Source organism: Rhodobium orientis (assembly GCF_003258835.1).
Lineage (GTDB): Bacteria > Pseudomonadota > Alphaproteobacteria > Rhizobiales > Rhodobiaceae > Rhodobium > Rhodobium orientis.
Map to the genome: position 1 here is coordinate 1 of NZ_NPEV01000020.1, position 21,248 is coordinate 21,248.

The following is a 21,248-nucleotide window of genomic DNA, read 5'->3' on the forward strand; positions in this document are numbered from 1 at the left end:
ATCCAAAGGGCGCCGGTCTTGTCCTCCACCAGCGAGACCCGGCACGGCAGATAGGCCGCATAGGCGATGTCGAACTCGATCATCTTGGCCGCCGTCAGCGGGTTGCAGTACATGTAGATCTTGATCTTCTGGCCGGGCTCGCCGGTCATCGCCTCGACCTGGTCGGACAGCGGCAGCTCGCCGACGCCCTTTATGTTGCGCTCGATCGCCACCGACTTGATGGACTCGTCGACCTCCTCGAAGGTCAGGCCCTCGTTGACCTTGGCCTTCCAGACGGTGGCCTCGGCCGGGCTGCCGGTGGCGAGCAGTTGCGTTGCCATCCGCGTATAGGTCTCGGCCGCCTTGTCGTCGAAGGACGAGAACGCCGACAGGCGCGGCCCGATGGTGACGGCGAGATAGATGACGCCGGCAACGGCAACGAGCCCGATCAGGGCAAACAGATTCCACAGTAACCGCATATTTCCTCCCCCGTATTCCCGCCCTTGTTGTTCCGTCGCGGCGGTGTCTGGTTGGGGCATCGGATTTTTCCGAAAGCCGGTTTCCACTTTTCGCTTTCGCGGACCTCCGGTTCGCTCCGATGCTCTATGCGGTCATATCACCACATCTGAATGCAAGACGGAAGCATCACGCCTTTTTCAGGCAACGGCCGGAAAGCCGGCCGTGTCGCGTGCCTTCCACATCGCCTCGGCCGCTCCTTGCGCTTCCTCGATGGAGCCGGCGCGGCGCATCACCTTCAGCGCCAGCGCCACCGTGCCGGTGACCGCCGCCTCGGCGTAGTCGTCCGCGAATTCGCCGCGCCACAGGGCGGTGAGCCGTGAGATGTCCATATCCTCGTCGGCGCCCTGGCGCGGTTCCGGCAGCAGCGGCGGCCAGACCTCCTCGCCGGCGACGCCGTCATGGACGGTCCAGACCTCGCAGGGCTTGTTCGGCCGGCGCTCCACCTCGCCGCCCTCGCCCCGGAACACGGCCATGTTCGGCTCGCCGAGCACCTTCGCGGCGCCGCGATGGATGTCCATATAGCCGGGATGGAAGATGCCCTGGATGGTCGCCGGCGCCTTGAACGGATTGACCATGCGCGACAGGGTGTGCACCGGCGAGCGCAGGCCGAGGACGGGCCTCAGCTCGATCAGGTGCTTCAGCTTCGGCGAAATGACCTCAAGCGGCATGTAGGAGAAGTTCGTGGCGGCAAGCTGGGCGGCCGCCTCGTCGAAGCTGCCGGCGATGGAAAGGCCGAGCTGTTCCAGGGTCTCGCGGGTGTAGAGCCGGCCGGCCGTGTGGCCTTCCGTGCCGTGCATGAAGACCTTGATGCCGCTCCTGGCCAGCAGCATCGCGGAGAGCACGAACCAGGGAAGCTGGCGGCGCTTGCCGGCATAGGACGACCAGTCGAGATCGACCTTCGGCGCGCCGGCCGGAATGGCGACGTGGCTGCGCACGGCCCTGACGAAGCCGGCGATCTCCTCCGGGCTTTCCTCCTTGACGCGCAGAAGCATCAGGAAGGCGCCGACCTGCTCGGGCAGGACGCGGCCCTCGATGATCATCGACATCGCCTCTTCCGCCTCATCGACGGTGAGCGAGCGGGTCAGGGTCTTGCCGCGGCCGAGAATGGCGACGAACCGCGAAAAGGGGTGCGGCTCAGGGGTCATGATAAAAGCTCCGAAATGGTCGCGTTTAAGCTCAACAATGATCGCATTCTTTGCATGTTTCGATCCAGCGCAATCGCGGTCACAGAGGCTGGCGCTAGCCGCCGGCCTGGGCCGCCTCGACCGCCTCGCCCGGCAGGAAGCGCAGCACCATCAGGGCAAGGCCGGTGATCAGCATGGCGATCGAGACGCCGGCAAAGCCGAGGAGAACTTCAGGCAGCGACGGGGTGTAGGCGGCAATGGCGCCGTCGCCGAAGCTGCTGGAGACCTCCATGCCGGGGAACAACTGCAGCGGCCAGGCCTGACCGCCGATGATGATGACGTACATCTGGGCAAGGCCGCCGATCAGCACCAGGATGGAGGCAAGCGACAGGCCGTTGCGCGTGCGGCCGAACGCCGTGAAGTTGAGGATGAGGAGCGGGATGAGGCTGCCGAGCACGATCTGGACGCCCCAGAAGAGGACCGGATAGATGCCGCCATCGACCAAAAGGAACGCTTCGACGCCATGGTTCTTCGTGCCGTAGAGCTTGGTGAGGTGCATGACCGCTGTGAAATAGACGACGGCGAGCACGAAGATGGTCAGGAGGTTGCGGAACTTCTGCACCGCCTCCTCCGACATCAGCGCCTCGCCGAGCGAGCGGCACATGGTGATCAGCACCAGCACGGTGAAGGCGAGCCCGTAGGCGAAGGAGCCGGCGATGAAGAGCGGTGCGAGCAGCGCCGTATCGTAGGCCTCGCGCGCCACCAGGAAGCCGAAGATGGAGCCGGTGCCGGTCGTCAGGATCAACCGCCAGGCAAAGGCGGTATAGGCGGCGACCTTGTTGTAGCGGCCGGCCGTGCGCGCCATCATCGTCCAGAGATAGGCGGCGACGATGACGATGAAGCCGGTATAGAGATAGATGTTCCAGGCAAAGATCGACTTGAAGTTATAGGTCGTCATGGCCACCGTCAGCCGTTCCGGCCGGCCGAGGTCGAGGACCAGAACGGCAAGGCCGCCGATCAGCAGGGAGACCGCCAGAAGGCCGGAGACCCGGGCGAACGGCTTGTAGGTGAGCCGGGCAAAAACCGAGGAGATCGAGGCGACGTTGAGGGCGCCGGAGGCGGCGACCACCAGGAAGACGGCAAAGACGTGCGGCGTTCCCCAGACCACCTGGTTGGTCATGCCGGTGACGATGTGGCCGTTGTGTTCCATGTAGTAGAAGGCCGCAAGGCCGGCGGCGATGACGACGGCGTGCAGCGTCATCAGTCCGACGAAGAAGCCCTTCGGCCGCGACAGCTCGCGATAGGTGATGCGGGCCATGTCAGACGCCTCCCCGCGTCGTTTGCATTCTTGCCTCGGCCATCGCTCAAAGCCCCTGGTAGTGGACGCCCGGATCGACGTCGAGGTCGGCGCGGATCTGGCGGGTCGGATAGGCCTTGAGGCGCCTCGAAATATCGCTCTCGGGATCATTGAGGTCGCCGAAGACGAGGGCGCCGTTGCCCTCGGTGGCGCAGGCCGTGACGCAGGCCGGCAGCTCCCCGGCATCGACCTTGTGGACGCAGAGGGTGCAGGACTCCACCGTGCCCTTGCCGCGCGGGGCGTAGGGCTTCTGGTCGCTCAGCGGTTCGTGGACGAAGGAGCGGGCCTTGTAGGGGCAGGCCATCATGCAATAGCGGCAGCCGATGCAGATGTGCTTGTCGACAAGGACGATGCCGTCGTCGCGCTTGAAGGAGGCGCCGGTCGGGCAGACGTCGACGCAGGGCGGCTCGGCGCAGTGCTGGCACATGACGGGCAGCGAGCGGCTGTAGCCGGTCGCCGGGTCGTTGACCTCGACCTTGCGGATCCACTGGGCGTCAATCTTCGGATCGTCAAGCGCGCCGAGGCCGTTCTCGGTGCGGCAGGCGGTGACGCAGGCCGAGCAGTCCTCGGTACATTTGGAAACGTCGACCAGCATGCCCCAGCGTTTTTTCGGATCGACCGGCTGGTCCGGCGCGCGGGCCTCGGCCGGCCCGCCGACCACATAGAGCGTGACGCCCGGCGCGAGCGCGACAGCCCCGGCGGTGGCGGCGGTCTTCAGGAAGGAGCGGCGGGCGGCATCGACCGGGCGCTCGTCCGGCTCGGGGGTGCCGCAGGTGCAGGAGGAGGAACAGTTGCTCATTTCACCGCTCCCTCCCCGGTCTTTCGCTCGTGCACATAGGCGCCGAGGGCGGCAACCGCCTCGTTTTCCGCATCCGGCGCGGCGGCGGACTGGTCCGCCTCCTCCGGCACGGAGGCATGGCACTCGAAGCAGTCGATGCTGACGGCGGCGTAGTCGTGGCAGGAGCGGCAGAAGTGCCGGCCGTCGCTGACCTTTACCGGGGCGCCGTCCTCGCCCTTGACCTGATGGCAGTCGATGCAGCCCTTCAGCGAGAACTGCTTGGTGCGGATGCCCTCATGCACCGTGTCCCGGCGCTGGTGGACGAGCATCTGCATGTGGTAGCGGCGCATGAAGGCGGTATCGGCGACGCAGGCCGAACCGGCGCCCTTTGCCGGTTCGGGAAGCGGAACGCCGCCGGCACGGGCCCCGGTCGCTCCCGCCGCAACCAGGACCGCCACCGTCGCCAGTGCGACGACGAGAGCCGGCAGACCCCTTTTCACGCGATACCAACCGCCACCAGACATTCCGACGCTACTCCCCGAGGCCCATCTGGATGTAGCCCGACGGGCAGACGTCCTGGCAGATGTGGCAGCCGATGCACTTGCCGTAGTCGGTATCGACGTAGCGGCCGACCGCGCGCTGGTCCTTCTTGATCCGGAACACCGCATCCTGCGGGCAGAAGATCACGCAGTTGTCGCATTCGAAGCACATGCCGCAGCTCATGCAGCGCTTGCCCTCGGCCATCGCCTGCTCTTCGGTCAGGCCGACGAGGCGCTCGTCGAAATTGCCGACGACGGCGTCGCCGGCGATGTGGATCTCCTCGCGCACGGCCCGCGGCTCGTATTTGAAGTGGCCGAGGAACAATTCGTCGTGCGGGATGATCTGGGCCTTGGAGCGGTCCTCGTAATTGTGGATCGCAAAGCCCGCCTCGTTGGTGCCGCGGGTCTGCACGTGACCGTAGGGCTCCGGATCGAGCTTCCTCTGGTGCAGCTCGTTCAGGAGGTTGAAGTGGTGGACGTCGACCTTCGGGCGCTTGTCCTTCAGCGTGCCGGCGAGATAGCCGTCGATGCATTCCGCCGCGACCGAGCCGTGGCCGATGGCGGTCGTCAGAAGGTGCGGGCGCAGGATGTCGCCGCCGGCAAAGTGGTTCTCCTTGCCCTTGACCCGGAACACGGCGTCGGTGTCGATGAAGCCGCGGCCGTTGTCGAGGCTTTCCAGGTCGCCGGTGAGTTCGCCCATCTGGCCGATGGCCGAGACGACGATGTCGCATTCGATCTCGAACTCGGTGCCCTCGCGCGGGACCGGCCTCATGCCGTCCATGTCGCATTCGCACATCTTCAGGGCGACGGCGCGCCCGTCCGGGCCCTTGATGACCTCCAGCGGCATCACTCCGCCGCGGATGTCGACGCCTTCGCGCAGCGCATCCTCGCGTTCGCGGGCCGCCGCCGTCATGCCCTCGATCGGAAACAGCGAGGTCAGCACCGCGGTGACGCCCTCGCGGGCGATCGTGCCGGCGACGTCGTGGGCGGTGTAGCCGAGCATGCCCGGATCGCTGTTGTCCTTGGGATGGACGGTCTGGATGTGGCCGAGGCGGCGGGCGACGGAGGCGACGTCGATGGAGGTGTCGCCACCGCCGACGACGACGATCTTCTGCGCCGTGTGCACCACCCAGCCCTGGTTGAAGGCATCGAGGAAGTCGACGCCGGAAATGCAGTTCGGCGCATCGAAGCCGGGCACCGGCAGCGGCCGGCCGGCCTGGGCGCCGACGGCCCAGAAGATGGCGTCGAAGTCGCGCTCCAGCTCCTCGACCTTGATGTCCTCGCCGATGCGGGTGTTGAGCCGCGCCTCGACGCCGAGGTCGAGGATGCGCTGGATCTCCGCATCGACCATGGCGCGCGGCGTGCGGTAGCCCGGAATGCCGTAGCGCATCATGCCGCCGAGGTGGTCGTGGGCCTCAAAGACGGTGACGCCGTGGCCCTTCTGGCGCAGGAAGAAGGCGGCCGACAGGCCGGCCGGTCCGCCGCCGACGACGGCGACCTTCTTGCCGGTCTCGGCTTCGGGTCCCTTGCCCTTCAGGCCGTTCAGGATCGCCCAGTCGCCGACATACTGTTCGACGGCATTGATGCCGACGAAGTCGTCGACCTCGTTGCGGTTACAGCCGTCCTCGCAGGGGGCGGGGCAGACCCGGCCCATGACGGAGGGGAACGGGTTCGCCTGCATCATCCGGTCGAAGGCGTATTGCTGCCAGGTCATGCCCTCTTCGGTCGGCTTGTCCATGCCGCGGGCAATGGCCAGCCAGCCGCGGATCTCGTGGCCGGACGGGCACGAGCCCTGGCACGGCGGCGTGCGATGGACGTAGGTCGGGCACTTGTAGGAGTGATCGCCCTGGAAGATCTTCTCCTCCAGCGGCGGCGGCGCGGCATCGCCATCCTCGTAACGCCGGAACGTCAGCTTCTTGTCGTCGAGCGGCTTGGTCATTGTCGTTTCCTCCATCGCGTCGCCCTTGGGGGCCCGCATGACGCCGTTCCGATCCCCGGTTCGGGGGCGGAACGTCTCCCGGATCATGCAGGGCGTCGGCGCGTATTCCGTCTTCCCCGCCGTTTGATTTCGTGGCCGCACCTTGCGGGGTCCGGCCGTTCGTCATGCCGCCTTTGGCGGTCTTATTTTTCTTCCGCCGCGGCCTGAACCGCTTCTTCCGATTCCTGTGCCATCTCAACTGCCGCCGGCACATCGTCCTCGTCGTCCTCCTCGGGCGCGCCGGCGTCTTGCGGCGGATCGAGGACGATGGCGTTGGAGACGAGCTGGTGGACGCTGACGATCGATTCCCGGTCGAAGCCGAATTCCGGCATCACCTTGGTGAACTGCGTCTTGCAGATGGCGCAGATGGCGGCCATGTGGGTGACGCCGTTCTCGTCGGCGACCTGGCGCAGCGCCCGCATGCGCGGTTGCGCGCCCTTCTTGCGGATGTCCATGATCTCGTCGGTCAAAAGCCCGCCGCCGCCGCCGCAACAGAAGGTCGACTCGCGGATCGTGTCCGGGGCCATGTCGACATAATTGTTGCAGACCGCCTTGATAATCGCCCGCGGGATCTCGAACTGGCCGCCCGGCATGTCGCCCATGCGCGAGGCCCGCGAGACATTGCAGGAATCATGGAAGGTCAGCGTCATGTGGTCGTTCTTGGACTTGTCGAAGGTGAGCTCGCCCTTCTGGATCAAATCGTAGGTGAACTCGCAGATGTGCTGCGGGATCGGATAGTTCGGATCGAGGAAGTCGAAGGGACCTGCCAGCGTGTTCCAGAACGAATAGGCGACGCGCCAGGCATGGCCGCACTCGCCGACGACGATGCGCTTGACGCCGAGGTCGAGGGCCGCCTTGCGGATCCGGAGCGCGACCTCGCGCATCTGGTCGTAGGAGCCGATGAACATGGCGAAGTTGGCGGCTTCGGACGCGTAGGACGAAAGCGTCCAGGAGACGCCCGCCTGGTGGAACACCTTGGCGTAGCCGATGAGGCCGTCGATATGGGGCTCGGCGAAGAAGTCGGCGCTCGGCGTGATGAGGAGGATATCGGCGCCCTCGACGTTCAAGGGCAGCTTCACCGGGACGCCGGTCTCTTCCTCGATGTCCTCTTCCAGGTCCTCAAGGGTGGCTTCCAGCGCCGGCTCGGGCAGGCCCAGATTGTTGCCGATCTTGTGCACCTTGCCGAGGATCTCGTTGCAGTATTTCTGGCCCTTTCCGACGGTGTCGAGGATCTCGCGGGCGGCCATGGAAATCTCGGCGGTGTCGATGCCGTAGGGGCAGAACACCGAGCAGCGGCGGCATTGCGAGCACTGGTGGAAATAGGAGTACCAGTCGTCGAGCACGTCCTCGGTCAGGTCGGCAGCGCCGACGAGCTTCGGGAAATACTTGCCGGCGAGGGTGAAATGGCGGCGGTAGACCTTGCGCAAGAGGTCCTGGCGCGCCACCGGCATGTTCTTGGGATCGCCGGAGCCGAGGAAGTAGTGGCACTTGTCGGTGCAGGCGCCGCATTTGACGCAACTGTCGAGATAGACCCGGAACGAGCGGTACTTGCCGAGAAGCTCGCCCATCTTGTCGATGGCGCGGTCGTGCCAATCGTCGACCAGTTCGCCGGGAAAGCCGAGGGCCTTGTTGTGGTCGGGCTTGGCCGGATAGGGCGTGGAGCCCGCCATCGCGCCGGGGCAGAGCTTCGGCATCTCCAGCGGATCGGGCAGGTCCGTTGCCTCGGGGCGGTCGATGGTGTCGGCGTCGGCCATTTCGGCTTCTCCTTGTCCCTATTCGCCCGGCTGGCGGTCCATCCGCGCCGCCCAGGCCGCCAGGTGACGCCGCTCGCGCGGATTGTCGACCTGGTTGCGCGACGGCGAGAAGAAGACGCCGGGCGCATGCAGCAGCTTGGAGAACGGGAAGATGATCATCAAAAGCGCGACCAGCGTCAGGTGGACGAGGAGCGCCGGGTCGGCCGGCAGCGGCTGCACATCGAAGCGCATCAGGCCGAGGAAGAACGCCTTGACCGCGACGATGTCGGTGCGGGCGATAAACTTCATGCCGAGGCCGGAGAGCCCGATGGCGACGATCAGCGCCAGCATCAGGTGGTCGGACGGGGCGGAGATGTAGCGCACCCGCGGCACCAGGAACCGCCGCGCCCACAGGCCGAGGAGCCCGACGACCATGGCGAAGCCGGCATAGACGCCGAAGGGCTGCACGAACACCACCCAGCTCCAGACCGGCTCGATGAAGTAGCGCAGGTGACGCAGGATGACGACGGCGAGCGCGACGTGGAACAGCCAGCCGAACAGCCAGATCCACTTGTTGGACTTGAAGAGGCTTTCGAACAGGACGACCTCGCGGCCCATGCGGAAGATGACGCCGCGCCGCGTCGTCGGCGCCGGCGTCGTCGGGATCTTCAGGGGCGCGGGAACCGTCGCGTACTCGTAGATGCGCCAGGCAAGCCCTGCGACCAGCACGATCGTGGCGAAATAGAACAGCAGGGCATAGGCCGTCGTCAGCACGCGCACTCCTCCCAGGCTCGCTCACGCTCCGCGGCGGCGGAACGGCGATTCGCGTCGTCTCTTCGCATGGGCCTCATCCTGGGTCGTCGGAACCCGTCAGGCCATGCCTTTCTGGTGCCGGGTCCGGCCTTATCGGGCGGCCGGTTACCCTTATCTCGCGCTGTCGTCGATCAGACGCAGCCCGTCGGTTTCGGCAGACCGGCGATCTTACAGGCCTGCTTGGCCGGGCCGTACGGAAACAGCTCGTAGAGATACTTGTTCGAGGCCTTTTCCGGGCCGTACTTCTTCTTCAGCGCCTTGACGAGCACACGGATGGCCGGGGCGATCTGGTATTCGTCGTAATACTCCCGGAGGAAGTTGACGACTTCCCAATGCTCGGGCGTCATGTCGATGTTCTCGTCCTTGGCGATGATTTCCGCCAGGTCGTTCGACCAGACCGAAATGTCGGTCAGGTAGCCCTCTTCGTCGTGCTCGATGGTCGCGCCATTGAGTTGATAGGTCATGGGTGTGCTCCTCTTCCTTACCCTTTTTCGCTCAAAGCCTTTTATCGCTTCTTGCAACTCCAAGCTTTTACCTTAGCCGGGCTTTATCGCGCCTTGCGAATGATCAAAGCCAGGCCTGTGTTCTGTCGTGTTCTGCAACCAGATCGACGAAGCCGCCATAGTCGACGACGGTAACCCCGGACACGAGATCGTCCGGCTTGAGGCCGCGGGCGTCCAGATCGGGCCCGAGCGCGTAAAGCTTGTGGTCGCCGCTGACCGCGTCGAGGTCGCCGGCAAAGGCCGTCGCCTTGCGCAGACCCACCACCCCGTCTTCCAGGACGAGGACCGCGTCGCCGGCGGCAAGATGCTTCAGGCAACTGCCGAAGGCGGTGCGCTCGAAGGGCGATTTGTTGACCGTATGAAGTGTCGGCATTCTCTCGATCTCCCTTCCCGCGCCTCAGAAACTCAGGACCACGTCCTGGTCGGCCATGACGGCCGCCATCTCGGTGCGGCTGACGATGCGGATCGACGGCTTTTCGGCCCAGTCGTCGTCCTCGTCCTCATACATGATCTCCATCAGATCGTCTTCGGTAAGGCCGCGCTCGTCGAGGGATTCCTTTTCCACGAACAGCTTGGTGATCTCGTAGTCGCCAAGCGCCCGGTAGGTCGGCGAGAAGTTCTTCATGCCAATCGCCTTGGTGTCCTGGCCGTCGACGAGCTGGTAGACGCCGTCGTCGAGGAAGGCGAGGCTGACATCCTGGTCGAAGGCGGCCGAGATCAGCACGACCTCCAGGCTCTCCAGGGCGTAGATCGTGCCATAGGGCGCCTTGCGGTTCACATACAGGAACTTCTTGACGACTTCGGTATCGATGGTCTGTTCATCCATGGACATATCCGCCTCCCTCAGTCGCCGAACACAACGAGCCGGTCGGCGGCAATGCCCGCCTCCACGAGCTGGCCGAGACCGGAAATCCGGAAGCCCGGCGCGATGTTGTCGGCGTCCTTGCCCTGGCGCCGTGCTTCGTTCTCGTCGAGGATGCCGCGGCGCTGGGCGGCGGCGATGCACACGACCATGTCGAGGTCGTGCTTTTCGGCCAGTTCCGTCCAGTTCTTCTGCAGGTTGCGGTCGTCCTGGGGCGGCACCGTCAGCCGCGTGCCGTTGTTGACGCCGTCATTGTAGAAGAACACGCGAAAGACATCGTGCCCCTTGTCCAGACAGGCCTTGGTGAAATGGTAGGCCGAGTCGGACGCCTGGTGCGTGTATGGCCCTTCATTGATCAGCACTGCGAACTTCAACCTTCAACTCCCCCCGTGCGACATTCGGGCGAGGGGGGCCGGCTTCCGGCAAGAAACGATGCGGCGGAAGGACGGTCCCCGGCTCGCGATTTCCCCTAGAAGTGGACGTGCGCCGACATGTTCATGTTGTGGCGCGCGCCGGTCCAGGTATCGAGATGGTGCTTGGTGAACGGCAGGTCGGCAAGCTCGAAGAAGCGCGGCCAACCGATGCGCTCGATCCACTCGCCCATGCGCTCCCAGTCCTTGGCGTTGTCCTTGTAGGCCTTGAGGATCTTGCCGACGACCTCGGACACCTCCGGCCAGCGCGGCGGATTGTTCGGCAGGTTGGCCATCACCAGCTTGTGGAAGGTCGGCTTGGAGCGGGCATTGGAATGCTTGCCGCCGACCCAGATGGCGAGCTTGGTGGAGTCGTCGCCGTTGATCTGCATCGGCGGGCACGGCGGATAGCAGGCGCCGCAGCAGATGCACTTCTTCTCGTCGACTTCCAGCGACGGCTTGCCGTTGACCATGGCCGGCCGGATCGCCGCCACCGGGCAACGCGCGACCACGGCCGGGCGCTCGCAGACATTGGCGACGAGGTCGTGGTTGATGCGCGGCGGCTTGGTATACTGGACGTTGATGGCGATGTCGCCCTGGCCGCCGCAGTTGATCTGGCAGCAGGAGGTGGTGATGCGCACGCGGTTCGGCATCTCCTCCTTGATGAAGTCGTCGTACATCTGGTCCATCAGGCTCTTGACGACGCCGGAGGCATCGGTGCCGGGGATGTCGCAGTGCAGCCAGCCCTGGGTGTGCGAGATCATCGAGATGGAGTTGCCGGTGCCGCCGACGGGAAAGCCTTCCGCCTGCAGCTTTTCGATCAGCGGATCGACCTTGGCCGGATCGGCGACCAGGAACTCGATGTTGGAGCGGGTGGTGAACCGGACGTGGCCGTCGGCGAACTGATCGCCGATGTCGCACAGCTTGCGGATGGTGAAGAGGTCCATCTGGCGCTGGGTGCCGGCGCGCACGGTGTAGATGGACTCGCCGTCCTTGGAGACGTGGCGAAGGACGCCCGGGCGCGGCCGCTCGTGCCAGTCCCAGTTGCCGTAGTTCTTCTTCATCACCGGGTGCATGTACTGGAAGGGATCCGGTACCCCGACCTCGTCGGGCAGGCGCGGTTGGGTGGCTGCTTCACTCATCTGTCGTCATCTCCCCAGATCGGAATGCGGGTGCCGGTCGCGCGCATTCCCGGTCTTAGACTTTTCTGGAGCGCGGCCCTGTCGAGAAACCGGTGCCGACGTCGCCGGGCCACGCTTTTTTGAGGGATCTTGCCGCGTCGCCCGCCGCTATTCGGCGGCGACCGTGGCGTCGTCGTCCGCCTTGCGGCCCTTGCGCGCGTACCACTTCTCCGCTTCCTCGGTGAAGTCGTCGGTGCGCACGAAGCAGGACGTCCGCGGGTGCTTGACCATGTTCGGGTCCGGATCGACGCCGAGCGCCTCAAGGAAGGTCGGCAGGCCGATGCGGTCGATGGTCTCGCCGATGCGCTCGTGTTCCAGCGCGTTCTCGGCGAAGAAGTCGATCACCTCGCCGGCGAACTCCTTCAGTTCCTCATAGTCCTCTTCGGTCTCAAGCTTCATGAACGGCTTGATCATGATGCCCATGAGGTCGCCGATCTTGAGGGCGCGCTTGCCGCCGATGAGGATCGAAACGCCCTTGTCGTCGCCCGGCGACAGCGCCTTGGTCATGACGTTGAGGCAGTGCATGCAGCGCACGCAGGACTTGTTGTCGACGTCCAGCGTGTCGTCGTCATTGAGGCTGAGGGCGCGGGTCGGGCACATCGCAACGACATGGTCGATGGCGTATTTGCGGCCGACCTCGGCGACGTATTTCTTGACCTCTTCCTGGTTGACCTTCATGTCGTCGCGCCAGGTGCCGATGACCGCGAAGTCGGCGCGGTGGATGGCGTTGACGCAATCGTTCGGGCAACCGGAAAACTTGAACTTGAACTTGTAGGGCAGCGCCGGGCGGTGCATCTCGTCGAGGAACTCGTTGATGACCTCGCGGTGCGCCTTGACCTCGTCGTAGCAGGACATCTCGCAGCGGGCATGGCCGACGCAGCTCATGGAAGTGCGCAGCGCCGGGCCGGCGCCGCCGAGGTCGAAGCCGATCTCGTTGAGCTCGTCGAACGCCTTCTGGGTGTTCTCCGTGGAGCAGCCCTGGAACATGATGTCGCCGGACTGGCCGTGGAAGGCGATGAGGCCGGAGCCGTGGCGCTCCCAGATGTCGCACATCTGGCGCAGGATATCGGTGGTGTAATGGTAGCCCGCCGGCGGCTGGACGCGCAGGGTGTGGAATTCCTTGGAGGCCGGGAACTTGTCGGCGACCTCGGAAAAGCGCGGGATGATGCCGCCGCCATAGCCGAAGACCGACACGGTGCCGCCCTTCCAGTAGCCGAGGCGGTTCTCGTAGGAGTGCTCAAGCTGGCCGAGCAGGTCGTTGACCATCGGCGCATATTGCTTTTCGGAGGAATCACGCAGCCGCTTCAGGCCGGTGATGAAGCTGGGCCAGGGGCCGGTTTCCAGCTCGTCGAGCATCGGCGTGGCGTGATGGTCGCGCGCGTCTCCGCCATTCGAATTCGCCATGAGTTCTCACCCTCTCCTTGTGGCTCCGCGGTCGCGTCGGGGCGTTCACCGCCTCTTTTCGACATTCGCCGCGTTCAATAACAGTGACCGACCAGTCGATCGGCGCTCACTCCCGGTTGCCGCGAGATGCGCACCGGGAGCCCCCGTGTGCTGATACCGTTCCCTCTCGGCAGAAAGTCATCATATAGCGATGTTATCATATCAGCAAGAACTAATATGATTTATATCGACATTAAAAGTGGCAAGTTTCCGGGGATTATATACCTTCGCAGGCGCAACAATTGTGCTGCGCCGCACACAAACGGGCTGCGTGCGCAGCGTCCGTTCCCTCCCGTCCGGCGGGCATTTTTCCGGCGTGGCCGAGTGCGGCATGGCGCGCCCGGCGCGGCCCTCAGCCGGCGCCGATCATGCGGCCGACGGAGTAGAGCTGTTCGGGCGTGATCACCAGGTTGAAGGCCAGCCGCAGGCAGACTGCGAGCACCAGTGCCCCGAGCAGGGCACGCAACTGCTCGCCGCGCAGCTTCGCCCCGACCTGGGCGCCGAACTGGGCGCCGATGACCCCGCCGACCATCAGGATCAGCGCCAGCACCACGTCGACGGTCTGGTTGGCGGCCGACTGGCTGATGGTGGTGAAGCCGGTGACGAAGACGATCTGGAACAGCGAGGTGCCGATGACGATGTTGGTCGGCACGCGCAACAGGTAGATCATCGCCGGCACCATGATGAAGCCGCCGCCGACGCCCATGATGGAGGCGAGCACGCCGACGAGGCCGCCGAGCACCAGCACCGGGATGACGGACAGGTAGAGCTTGGAGCGCTTGAAGCGCATCTTGAAGGGCAGCCTGTGGACCCAGTTGTGGTGGCCGGGCCGGCGCCGGTCGGCGGCCGCGTGGTCCTTCGCCGAGCGGCGGATGGCGATCAGCGCCTCGACCATCATCAGGCCGCCGATGATGCCCAGAAACACCACGTAGCAGAGCGAAATGATCAGGTCGAGCTGACCGAGCTCACGCAGCAGCTTGAACAGCCAGACGCCGAAGCCGGCGCCGACGAAACCGCCGAGCAGCAGCATCACCCCGAGCCTGATGTCGACGGTGCCTCGTCGGTAATGGACGAGCGCGCCGGAGACCGAGGAGGCGATGATCTGGTTGGCGCCGGTGGCGACCGCGACGCCCGGCGGAATGCCGATGAAGATCAGGAGCGGCGTCATCAGGAAGCCGCCGCCGACCCCGAACATGCCGGACAGGAATCCGACGGCCGCCCCCATGCCGAGAAGCAGGAAGATGTTCACCGGCAGTTCGGCGATCGGAAGATAGAGCTGCACGAAAACGCTCGCGGAACTGTCGGGTTGGCGGAGCGCGTCGGCCGGGTGGGAAAGAAGCGGTCGGCGCCGGTTGCTACGTCAAAGACAGAATTGTCGCAGATGTCAATAGGCTGAAGACCTCCGCGAATATTCGAAATCGCCCTAACGTAAACTTCCGCCTTATGTTTTCGCCGCGACAGGAAACTTTACCGGCGCCGGGTCCAAAGCGCTTTAATGGCCGCCGATCATCTCGCCAACGGAATAGAATTCTTCCGGCGTGATCACCAGGTTGTAGGCAAGGCGCAGGCAGACGGCGAGCACGAGGCCGCCGAGCAGGGCGCGCAACTGCTCGCCGCGCAGCTTCTGGCCGACCTCGGCGCCGAACTGGGCACCGATGACGCCGCCGATCATGAGAATCAGCGCCAGCACCACGTCGACCGTCATGTTGGCGGTGGCCTGGGTGATCGTGGTGAAGGCGGTGACGAAGACGATCTGGAACAGCGAGGTGCCGATGACGATGTTGGTCGGCACCCGCAAGAGGTAGATCATCGCCGGCACCATGATGAAGCCGCCGCCGACGCCCATGATGGAGGCCAGAATGCCGACAAGGGCACCGAGCACCAGCACGGGAATGGCGGAAAGATAAAGCTTGGAGCGCTTGAAGCGCACCTTGAAGGGCAGCTTGTGGATCCAGTTGTGCTGGCCGGGGCGGCGCACGTCCGAGCGCCCGCTGCGGCTCGCCCGGCGCATCGCCATCAGGCTTTCGACCATCATCAGGCTGCCGATGACGCCGAGGAAGATGACGTAGCAGAGCGAAATGATGAGGTCGAGCTGGCCGAGCTCGCGCAGGATCTTGAACAGCCAGACGCCGAAGCCGGCGCCTATGAAGCCGCCGAGCAGCAACATGACCCCGAGCCTGATGTCGACGGTGCCTCGTCGGTAATGGACGAGCGCGCCGGAAAAGGACGAGGCGACGATCTGGTTTGCCTCGGTGGCGACCGCAACGGCGGGCGGGATGCCGGTAAAAATGAGCAGCGGCGTCATCAAAAAGCCGCCACCGACGCCGAACATGCCGGAGAGAAACCCGACGGCGGCGCCCATACCGAAAATCAGAAAGACATTGACCGGGATCTCAGCAATCGGAAGATAAAGCTGCACGAGGATACTCGCCAGTCTAGAGTTGAGATGCGGCCCGCAACGAATAGCAGGTCAAACCCAATATCATGCCTCCTGTCAATACCTGTTATACACATGCTAATATGAAAATGTCATAAAGTAGAAGTTTTTTCGGGATACGGCGACGCCGATTGCGTCCTGGCAAAAATCCCAAGGGCAATATTGCGATGCAACAATTCGGACTGCCCCGCGTTATCAAAGAGGTACCGGGGTATGGGCTTTTCGCCTCCCAAGCCGCCCACCCCCGCCTGACACCACCTTGTCATGCGCTTTCGTTTTCCTATGCTTGTCTGTAAGAAGGAATACGGAGGCGCCCGTCACTATTCCCGAGACGGCGGGCCAGGGCACATTGGCCGCCCCTCAACATCCGCGCGAAGGATTTCCATAGATGACGCTTTCCGGACTGGAACCTTTTGAGTCCGCTTCCGGCGCCGCCGCCGATCTGCAGCAGCGGATCGTCGACCGTCTGATCTACACCGTCGGCAAGGACCCCGACCGGGCCGATCTCAGCCACTGGAACGCGGCACTGTCGCTGGCCGTGCGCGACCATGTGGTCGACTACTGGCACACCGGCATGCGCAACCGGCGGGCGCACCGGCCGAAGCGCGTCTACTACCTGTCGATGGAATTCCTCATCGGCCGGCTGCTGCGCGACGCGGTGTCCAATCTCGGCATGGACGAGACCTGCCACGAGGCGATGGAACGGCTCGGCGTCGACTATGAGGCGGTGATCCAGTGCGAAGCCGACGCCGCGCTCGGCAATGGCGGCCTCGGCCGGCTTGCCGCCTGCTTTCTCGATTCCATGTCGAGCCTCGGCATCTCCGCCTTCGGCTACGGCATCCGCTACGAGCACGGCCTGTTCCGCCAGCGCATCGACAATGGCTGGCAGGTCGAAGAGGCCGAGGACTGGCTGGTTTCCGGCCATGTCTGGGAATTCGAGCGCTCCGAAGTGCGCCACACCATCAATTTCGGCGGCCATGTGGAGACCGACCAGAACGGCCGCGCCATCTGGCGCCCGGCCGACCGGGTCATCGCCTCGCCCTTCGACACCCCGATTGCCGGCTGGCAGGCCGCCAACGTCAACACGCTGCGCCTGTGGGCGGCCAACCCGATCAAGATGTTCGACCTCGACAAGTTCAATCGCGGCGACTACCTGTCCGCCGCCCGCCATGCGGTGCTTGCCGAAACCATCTCGCGCATCCTCTATCCCGACGACACCACCCAAGAGGGCAAGGAGCTGCGGCTGAAGCAGGAATACTTCTTCACCGCCGCTTCGCTGGAAGACATCCTGATCCGGCACCTGATGTTCCATGGCGACGTGGAGAGCCTGCCCGACCACGCCGCGATCCAGCTCAACGACACCCATCCGGCGATCGCCGTGCCGGAGCTTTTGCGCCGGCTCGTCGACGAGCACGACCTGCCGCTGGAAAAGGCGTTCGACATCACCAACCGGACGCTGTGCTACACCAACCACACGCTGATGCCGGAGGCGCTGGAGCGCTGGCCCGTCGACATGATGCGCCACGTCCTGCCGCGGCACATGCAGCTCATCGAGTGGATCGACCACCAGCACCGCAAATACCTGGAGAACCACCGCACCGACATCTCCTTCGGCTCCACCAAGGTCATCGACGACTATGGCGGGGTGCGGATGGGCAATCTCGCCTTCATCGGCAGCCACCGGGTCAACGGCGTCTCGGCGCTGCATACCGACCTGATGAAGAAGACGGTGTTCTCCGACCTGCACGCGCTCTATCCGGAGCGCATCGTCAACCAGACCAACGGCATCACGCCGCGGCGCTGGCTCTACCAGTGCAATCCGGGCCTGCGCGACCTGCTTATCGAATCCATCGGCGAGCGCTGGGTCGGCGACCTGGAATATATCGAGGCGGCACTGCCGCTGGCCGAAAACGCCAATTTCCGGGAGCGCTTCGCCGAAGCCAAGCTCGCCAACAAGGTGCGGCTTGCCGAGGAGATCAAGAAGCGCTGCGGCATCTCGGTCGATCCGCACGCCATGTTTGACGTGCACATCAAGCGCATCCACGAGTACAAGCGCCAGCTCCTCAACATCCTGGAGACGATCGCCCGCTACAACGCCATCAAGGCCGACCCGAACGGGGAGTGGACGCCGCGCGTCAAGATCTTCGCCGGCAAGGCGGCGCCCGGCTATTTCATGGCCAAGATGATCATCAAGCTGATCAACGACGTCGCCGCTGTCGTCAACAACGACCCGGAGATCGGCAATCTCCTGAAGGTCGTCTACATGCCGAACTACAACGTCTCGTCGGCCGAAATCATCATCCCGGCGGCCGACCTGTCGGAGCAGATCTCGACCGCCGGCATGGAAGCGTCCGGCACCGGCAACATGAAGTTCGCCCTCAACGGCGCGCTCACCGTCGGCACGCTCGACGGCGCCAATGTGGAGATCGGCGAGCGGGTCGGCGAGGACAACATCTTCATCTTCGGCCTGACCGCCGAGGGCGTTGCCGATATCCGCAAGACCGGCTTCAACTCCAACGAAATCGTCAACAACAACCCGGAGCTGTCGCAAGCCGTGCAGATGATCGAACGGGGCGACTTCTCGCCGGACGATCGCGGCCGGTTCCATGCCGTCACCGACAAGCTGCGCTATGACGACTATTTCCTCGTCACGGTCGATTTCGCGGCCTACTTTGATGCCCAGCGGGTTATCGACGGCGCCTTCCGCAATGCCGACGACTGGACCCGCCGGTCCATTCTCAACACTGCGAATGTCGGATGGTTTTCGTCCGATCGTTCCATTCGCGGCTACGCACGGGACATGTGGAACGTTCCCGTAGGAAGCTAGAGCAGTATCGATATGACCCTGAATACGGCGCCCGGACCCGGTCCGCAGAGCGCAATCACCGTGGGCGAGATCGCCGCACTCCTGTCGGCCGATCTCGCCGACCCCTTTGCCGTGCTCGGCCTGCACGATGAGAACGGCACGCTTGTCATGCGGGCCTACCTGCCCGATGCCGATGCCGTCACCGTCGTCGACGCGGCGAGCGGCGAGGAGGTCTGCGACCTCGACAAGGCGCATGGCGCTGGCATCTTCGCCGGCCCGGTGCCGGGCCGCACCGAATGGTTCCCCTATCGCCTGGCGGTGACCTGGGGCGACTGGCGCGAGGAGATCGAGGACCCCTACCGCTTCCCGCCGGTGATCGGCGAGATGGACGAGTACCTGTTCTCCGAAGGCAACCACCACAAGCTCTATGAGCGCCTCGGCGCCCATCCGACGGTGCATGAGGGGGTGTGGGGCACGGTCTTTGCCGTGTGGGCGCCGAACGCGCGCCGGGTCTCCGTGGTCGGCGACTTCAACTACTGGGACGGCCGCCGGCACATGATGCGCCAGCGCGGCCGCAGCGGCATCTACGAGATCTTCGTGCCGGGCATCGGCGCCGGTACCACCTACAAATTCGAGATCAAGGGGCCGGGCGGCTCGATCCTGCCGCTGAAGGCGGATCCCGTCGGCTTCGGCGCCGAACACCCGCCCTACACCGCCTCGATCGTACGCGAGGTCGGCACCAAGGTCTGGGACGACGCGGAATGGCTGGAAAGCCGCCAGGCCCGCAACAGCGTGACCGCGCCGATCTCGATCTACGAGGTACATCTCGGCTCCTGGCGCAAGGCCGGGCCGGAATCGCGGTTCCTGACCTATCGCGAACTCGCCGACACGCTGATTCCCTATGCCAAGGACATGGGCTTCACCCATCTGGAACTGTTGCCGGTCAGCGAGTTTCCGTTCGACGGCTCCTGGGGCTACCAGCCGGTCGGGCTCTACGCGCCGACCAGCCGTTTCGGCACGCTTGAGGACTTCCAGGCCTTCGTCGATACCTGCCACGATGCCGGGCTCGGCCTGATCCTCGACTGGGTGCCGGGCCACTTCCCGGCCGATGCACACGGGCTCAACCAGTTCGACGGCACCCATCTCTACGACCACATGGACCCGCGGCGCGGCTTCCATCCGGACTGGAACACGCTGATCTACAATTACGGCCGGCCGGAGGTCTCGAACTTCCTGATCGCCAATGCGCTCTACTGGCTGGAGCAGTTCCACATCGACGGGCTCCGGGTCGATGCCGTCGCCTCCATGCTCTATCTGGACTATTCGCGCAAGGAGGGCGAGTGGCTGCCAAACATCTATGGCGGCAACCATAACCTGGAAGCGATCGACTTCCTGAAGCGGATGAACGCGGTCGCCTACGGCCGCAACCCGGGCATCATGACGGTGGCCGAGGAGTCCACCTCCTGGACCGGCGTATCGCGGCCGACCGACAGCGGCGGCCTCGGCTTCGGCTTCAAGTGGAACATGGGCTGGATGAACGACACGCTGGCCTATATGGGCCACGAGCCGATCCATCGCCGGTTCCACCACAACCAGATGACCTTCGGCATGATGTATGCCTATTCGGAGAATTTCGTCCTGCCGCTCAGCCATGACGAGGTGGTCCATGGCAAGGGCTCTCTGATCGGCCGGATGCCCGGCGACGACTGGCAGAAATTCGCCAATCTCAGGGCCTATTTCGGCTTCATGTGGACGCAGCCCGGCAAGAAGCTGCTGTTCATGGGCGGCGAGTTCGCGCAATGGGCGGAGTGGAACCACAACGAGTCGCTGGACTGGCACCTGCTCGACGGTGCGCCGCACCGCGGCATGCAGAGCCTGGTGCGCGACCTCAACCGGATGTACCGGGAGCACCCGACGCTGCATGTGCGGGACTGCGAGCCGGGCGGCTTCGAATGGCTGGAAGCCAATGCCGATGCGGAATCGATCTTTGCCTATCTCAGGCTCGGCAATAGCGGCGACCGGCCGGTCGCCGTGGTCAGCAACTTCACGCCGGTGCCGCGCGAGAACTACCGGCTCGGCCTGCCCCAGCCCGGCCGCTGGCGCGAGATCATGAACACGGACGCTGCGGACTATGGCGGCTCGGGCATGGGCAACCAGGGCGCCGTTGAGGCCGACGGCTCCGTCGGCTGGCACGACCGGCCCTATTCGGCCCTGATCACCGTGCCGCCGCTCTCCACCGTCGTCTTCGAGCTGGACGCCTGATTTTCCGTCGCGGCAAGCCGGCCGTCGGCTACTCCGGCCCGGCGACCATCACGTAGACAACGGTGCGCAGCTCGTCCTCGGGCACCTTTGCCGGATCGTCGACATAGCTCTCCCAGGCCGGGCCGGCGAACTCCAGTCCGTTTTCCGCCATATGGGCCATCAGCTCCGCATAGGAGTCGCGCAGGCGCGCATAGGGTCCGACATGGGTGAACGTCATCACCCGGCCTGCCGGCAGCGTGCCGGCCTCAATGGTGCCGGCCGCCCTTTCCAGATCGGTTTCGGCGACCGGGAAACCTGCGCGGAAGGTGAGCTTCTCCGGATCGAAGTCGTAATAGGCCGAGAGCGGCGGACAGGTCGGCGCAATGTCGTGTTCCTGCAGGAACGCCGCGACCTCGCCGAAGGCCGCGCCCATCGCCGCACCGATTTCTTCCGGGTCCATGCCGGTGGTGCGCTCCACATAGAGATAGGGGCGCTCCGACACCTCGGTCATTTCGAACTTCATCGTTCCTCTCCCTGCCCTCGAT

General features: G+C 64.7%; 19 protein-coding genes. 2 read left to right on the plus strand and 17 right to left on the minus strand.

The features are described from left to right. The 16 genes from CH339_RS10755 to CH339_RS10830 form a co-directional block, all read right to left on the minus strand. On the minus strand, positions 1–458 hold a 458-nt coding region (locus tag CH339_RS10755; RefSeq protein WP_111434362.1), incomplete at its 3' end, for a DUF302 domain-containing protein. A gap of 177 nt (positions 459–635) precedes the next feature. Then, the gene (locus CH339_RS10760; protein WP_111434363.1) at positions 636–1,643 is read right to left on the minus strand and encodes a glycosyl transferase family protein; all 1,008 of its coding nucleotides are present in this window, start codon (positions 1,641–1,643) and stop codon (positions 636–638) included. 94 nt (positions 1,644–1,737) lie between these two features. Further along, positions 1,738–2,940: an NrfD/PsrC family molybdoenzyme membrane anchor subunit gene (gene nrfD, locus CH339_RS10765; protein WP_111434364.1), complete on the minus strand. Its 1,203-nt coding sequence runs from the start codon at positions 2,938–2,940 to the stop codon at positions 1,738–1,740. 46 nt (positions 2,941–2,986) lie between these two features. Then, positions 2,987–3,778 (minus strand): sulfate reduction electron transfer complex DsrMKJOP subunit DsrO, encoded by a 792-nt coding sequence (gene dsrO / locus CH339_RS10770; RefSeq protein WP_111434365.1) that lies wholly within the window; start codon positions 3,776–3,778, stop codon positions 2,987–2,989. Then, positions 3,775–4,257 (minus strand): cytochrome c3 family protein, encoded by a 483-nt coding sequence (locus tag CH339_RS10775; RefSeq protein ID WP_184443251.1) that lies wholly within the window; start codon positions 4,255–4,257, stop codon positions 3,775–3,777. Before CH339_RS10775 ends, dsrO begins: the two co-directional genes overlap by 4 nt. 31 nt (positions 4,258–4,288) lie before the next feature. Beyond that, positions 4,289–6,274 (minus strand): NAD(P)-binding protein, encoded by a 1,986-nt coding sequence (locus tag CH339_RS10780; RefSeq protein ID WP_245408135.1) that lies wholly within the window; start codon positions 6,272–6,274, stop codon positions 4,289–4,291. A 143-nt stretch (positions 6,275–6,417) separates the two neighbouring features. Continuing rightward, positions 6,418–8,028, minus strand: a complete 1,611-nt coding sequence (dsrK, locus tag CH339_RS10785) for a sulfate reduction electron transfer complex DsrMKJOP subunit DsrK (RefSeq protein ID WP_111434366.1) — start codon at positions 8,026–8,028, stop codon at positions 6,418–6,420. Between the two features lie 18 nt (positions 8,029–8,046). Further along, positions 8,047–8,781, minus strand: a complete 735-nt coding sequence (locus tag CH339_RS10790) for a respiratory nitrate reductase subunit gamma (protein ID WP_201240945.1) — start codon at positions 8,779–8,781, stop codon at positions 8,047–8,049. 170 nt (positions 8,782–8,951) lie between these two features. After that, entirely contained in the window at positions 8,952–9,284 is a 333-nt protein-coding gene (locus tag CH339_RS10795) for a TusE/DsrC/DsvC family sulfur relay protein (protein ID WP_111434368.1), read from the minus strand. A 103-nt stretch (positions 9,285–9,387) separates the two neighbouring features. Beyond that, on the minus strand, positions 9,388–9,696 hold the full coding sequence (gene tusB / locus CH339_RS10800) for a sulfurtransferase complex subunit TusB (RefSeq protein ID WP_111434369.1): 309 nt from the start codon (positions 9,694–9,696) through the stop codon (positions 9,388–9,390). A 24-nt stretch (positions 9,697–9,720) separates the two neighbouring features. Then, a complete protein-coding gene (tusC, locus tag CH339_RS10805; protein ID WP_245408136.1) occupies positions 9,721–10,155 on the minus strand; it encodes a sulfurtransferase complex subunit TusC in 435 nt (144 codons plus the stop codon). An 11-nt stretch (positions 10,156–10,166) separates the two neighbouring features. After that, on the minus strand, positions 10,167–10,559 hold the full coding sequence (gene tusD / locus CH339_RS10810) for a sulfurtransferase complex subunit TusD (RefSeq protein WP_111434370.1): 393 nt from the start codon (positions 10,557–10,559) through the stop codon (positions 10,167–10,169). A gap of 95 nt (positions 10,560–10,654) precedes the next feature. Then, positions 10,655–11,737, minus strand: coding sequence for a dissimilatory-type sulfite reductase subunit beta (dsrB, locus tag CH339_RS10815; RefSeq protein ID WP_111434371.1), 1,083 nt, complete (start codon positions 11,735–11,737; stop codon positions 10,655–10,657). 147 nt (positions 11,738–11,884) lie between these two features. Beyond that, the gene (gene dsrA, locus CH339_RS10820) at positions 11,885–13,180 is read right to left on the minus strand and encodes a dissimilatory-type sulfite reductase subunit alpha (protein ID WP_111434372.1); all 1,296 of its coding nucleotides are present in this window, start codon (positions 13,178–13,180) and stop codon (positions 11,885–11,887) included. Positions 13,181–13,571: 391 nt separating this feature from the next. After that, positions 13,572–14,501, minus strand: a complete 930-nt coding sequence (locus tag CH339_RS10825) for a sulfite exporter TauE/SafE family protein (protein WP_111434373.1) — start codon at positions 14,499–14,501, stop codon at positions 13,572–13,574. Positions 14,502–14,711: 210 nt separating this feature from the next. Next, positions 14,712–15,638, minus strand: coding sequence for a sulfite exporter TauE/SafE family protein (locus CH339_RS10830; protein WP_111434374.1), 927 nt, complete (start codon positions 15,636–15,638; stop codon positions 14,712–14,714). A gap of 406 nt (positions 15,639–16,044) precedes the next feature. Here CH339_RS10830 and CH339_RS10835 point away from each other — a divergent pair, with 406 nt between their 5' ends. Further along, positions 16,045–18,483 (plus strand): glycogen/starch/alpha-glucan phosphorylase, encoded by a 2,439-nt coding sequence (locus CH339_RS10835; protein ID WP_111434375.1) that lies wholly within the window; start codon positions 16,045–16,047, stop codon positions 18,481–18,483. A 12-nt stretch (positions 18,484–18,495) separates the two neighbouring features. After that, positions 18,496–20,724 (plus strand): 1,4-alpha-glucan branching protein GlgB, encoded by a 2,229-nt coding sequence (gene glgB / locus CH339_RS10840; RefSeq protein WP_111434376.1) that lies wholly within the window; start codon positions 18,496–18,498, stop codon positions 20,722–20,724. 28 nt (positions 20,725–20,752) lie between these two features. Here glgB and CH339_RS10845 read toward each other — a convergent pair whose 3' ends face one another. Further along, positions 20,753–21,226: a GyrI-like domain-containing protein gene (locus CH339_RS10845; protein ID WP_170138490.1), complete on the minus strand. Its 474-nt coding sequence runs from the start codon at positions 21,224–21,226 to the stop codon at positions 20,753–20,755. Between the last annotated feature and the right edge of the window lie 22 nt (positions 21,227–21,248).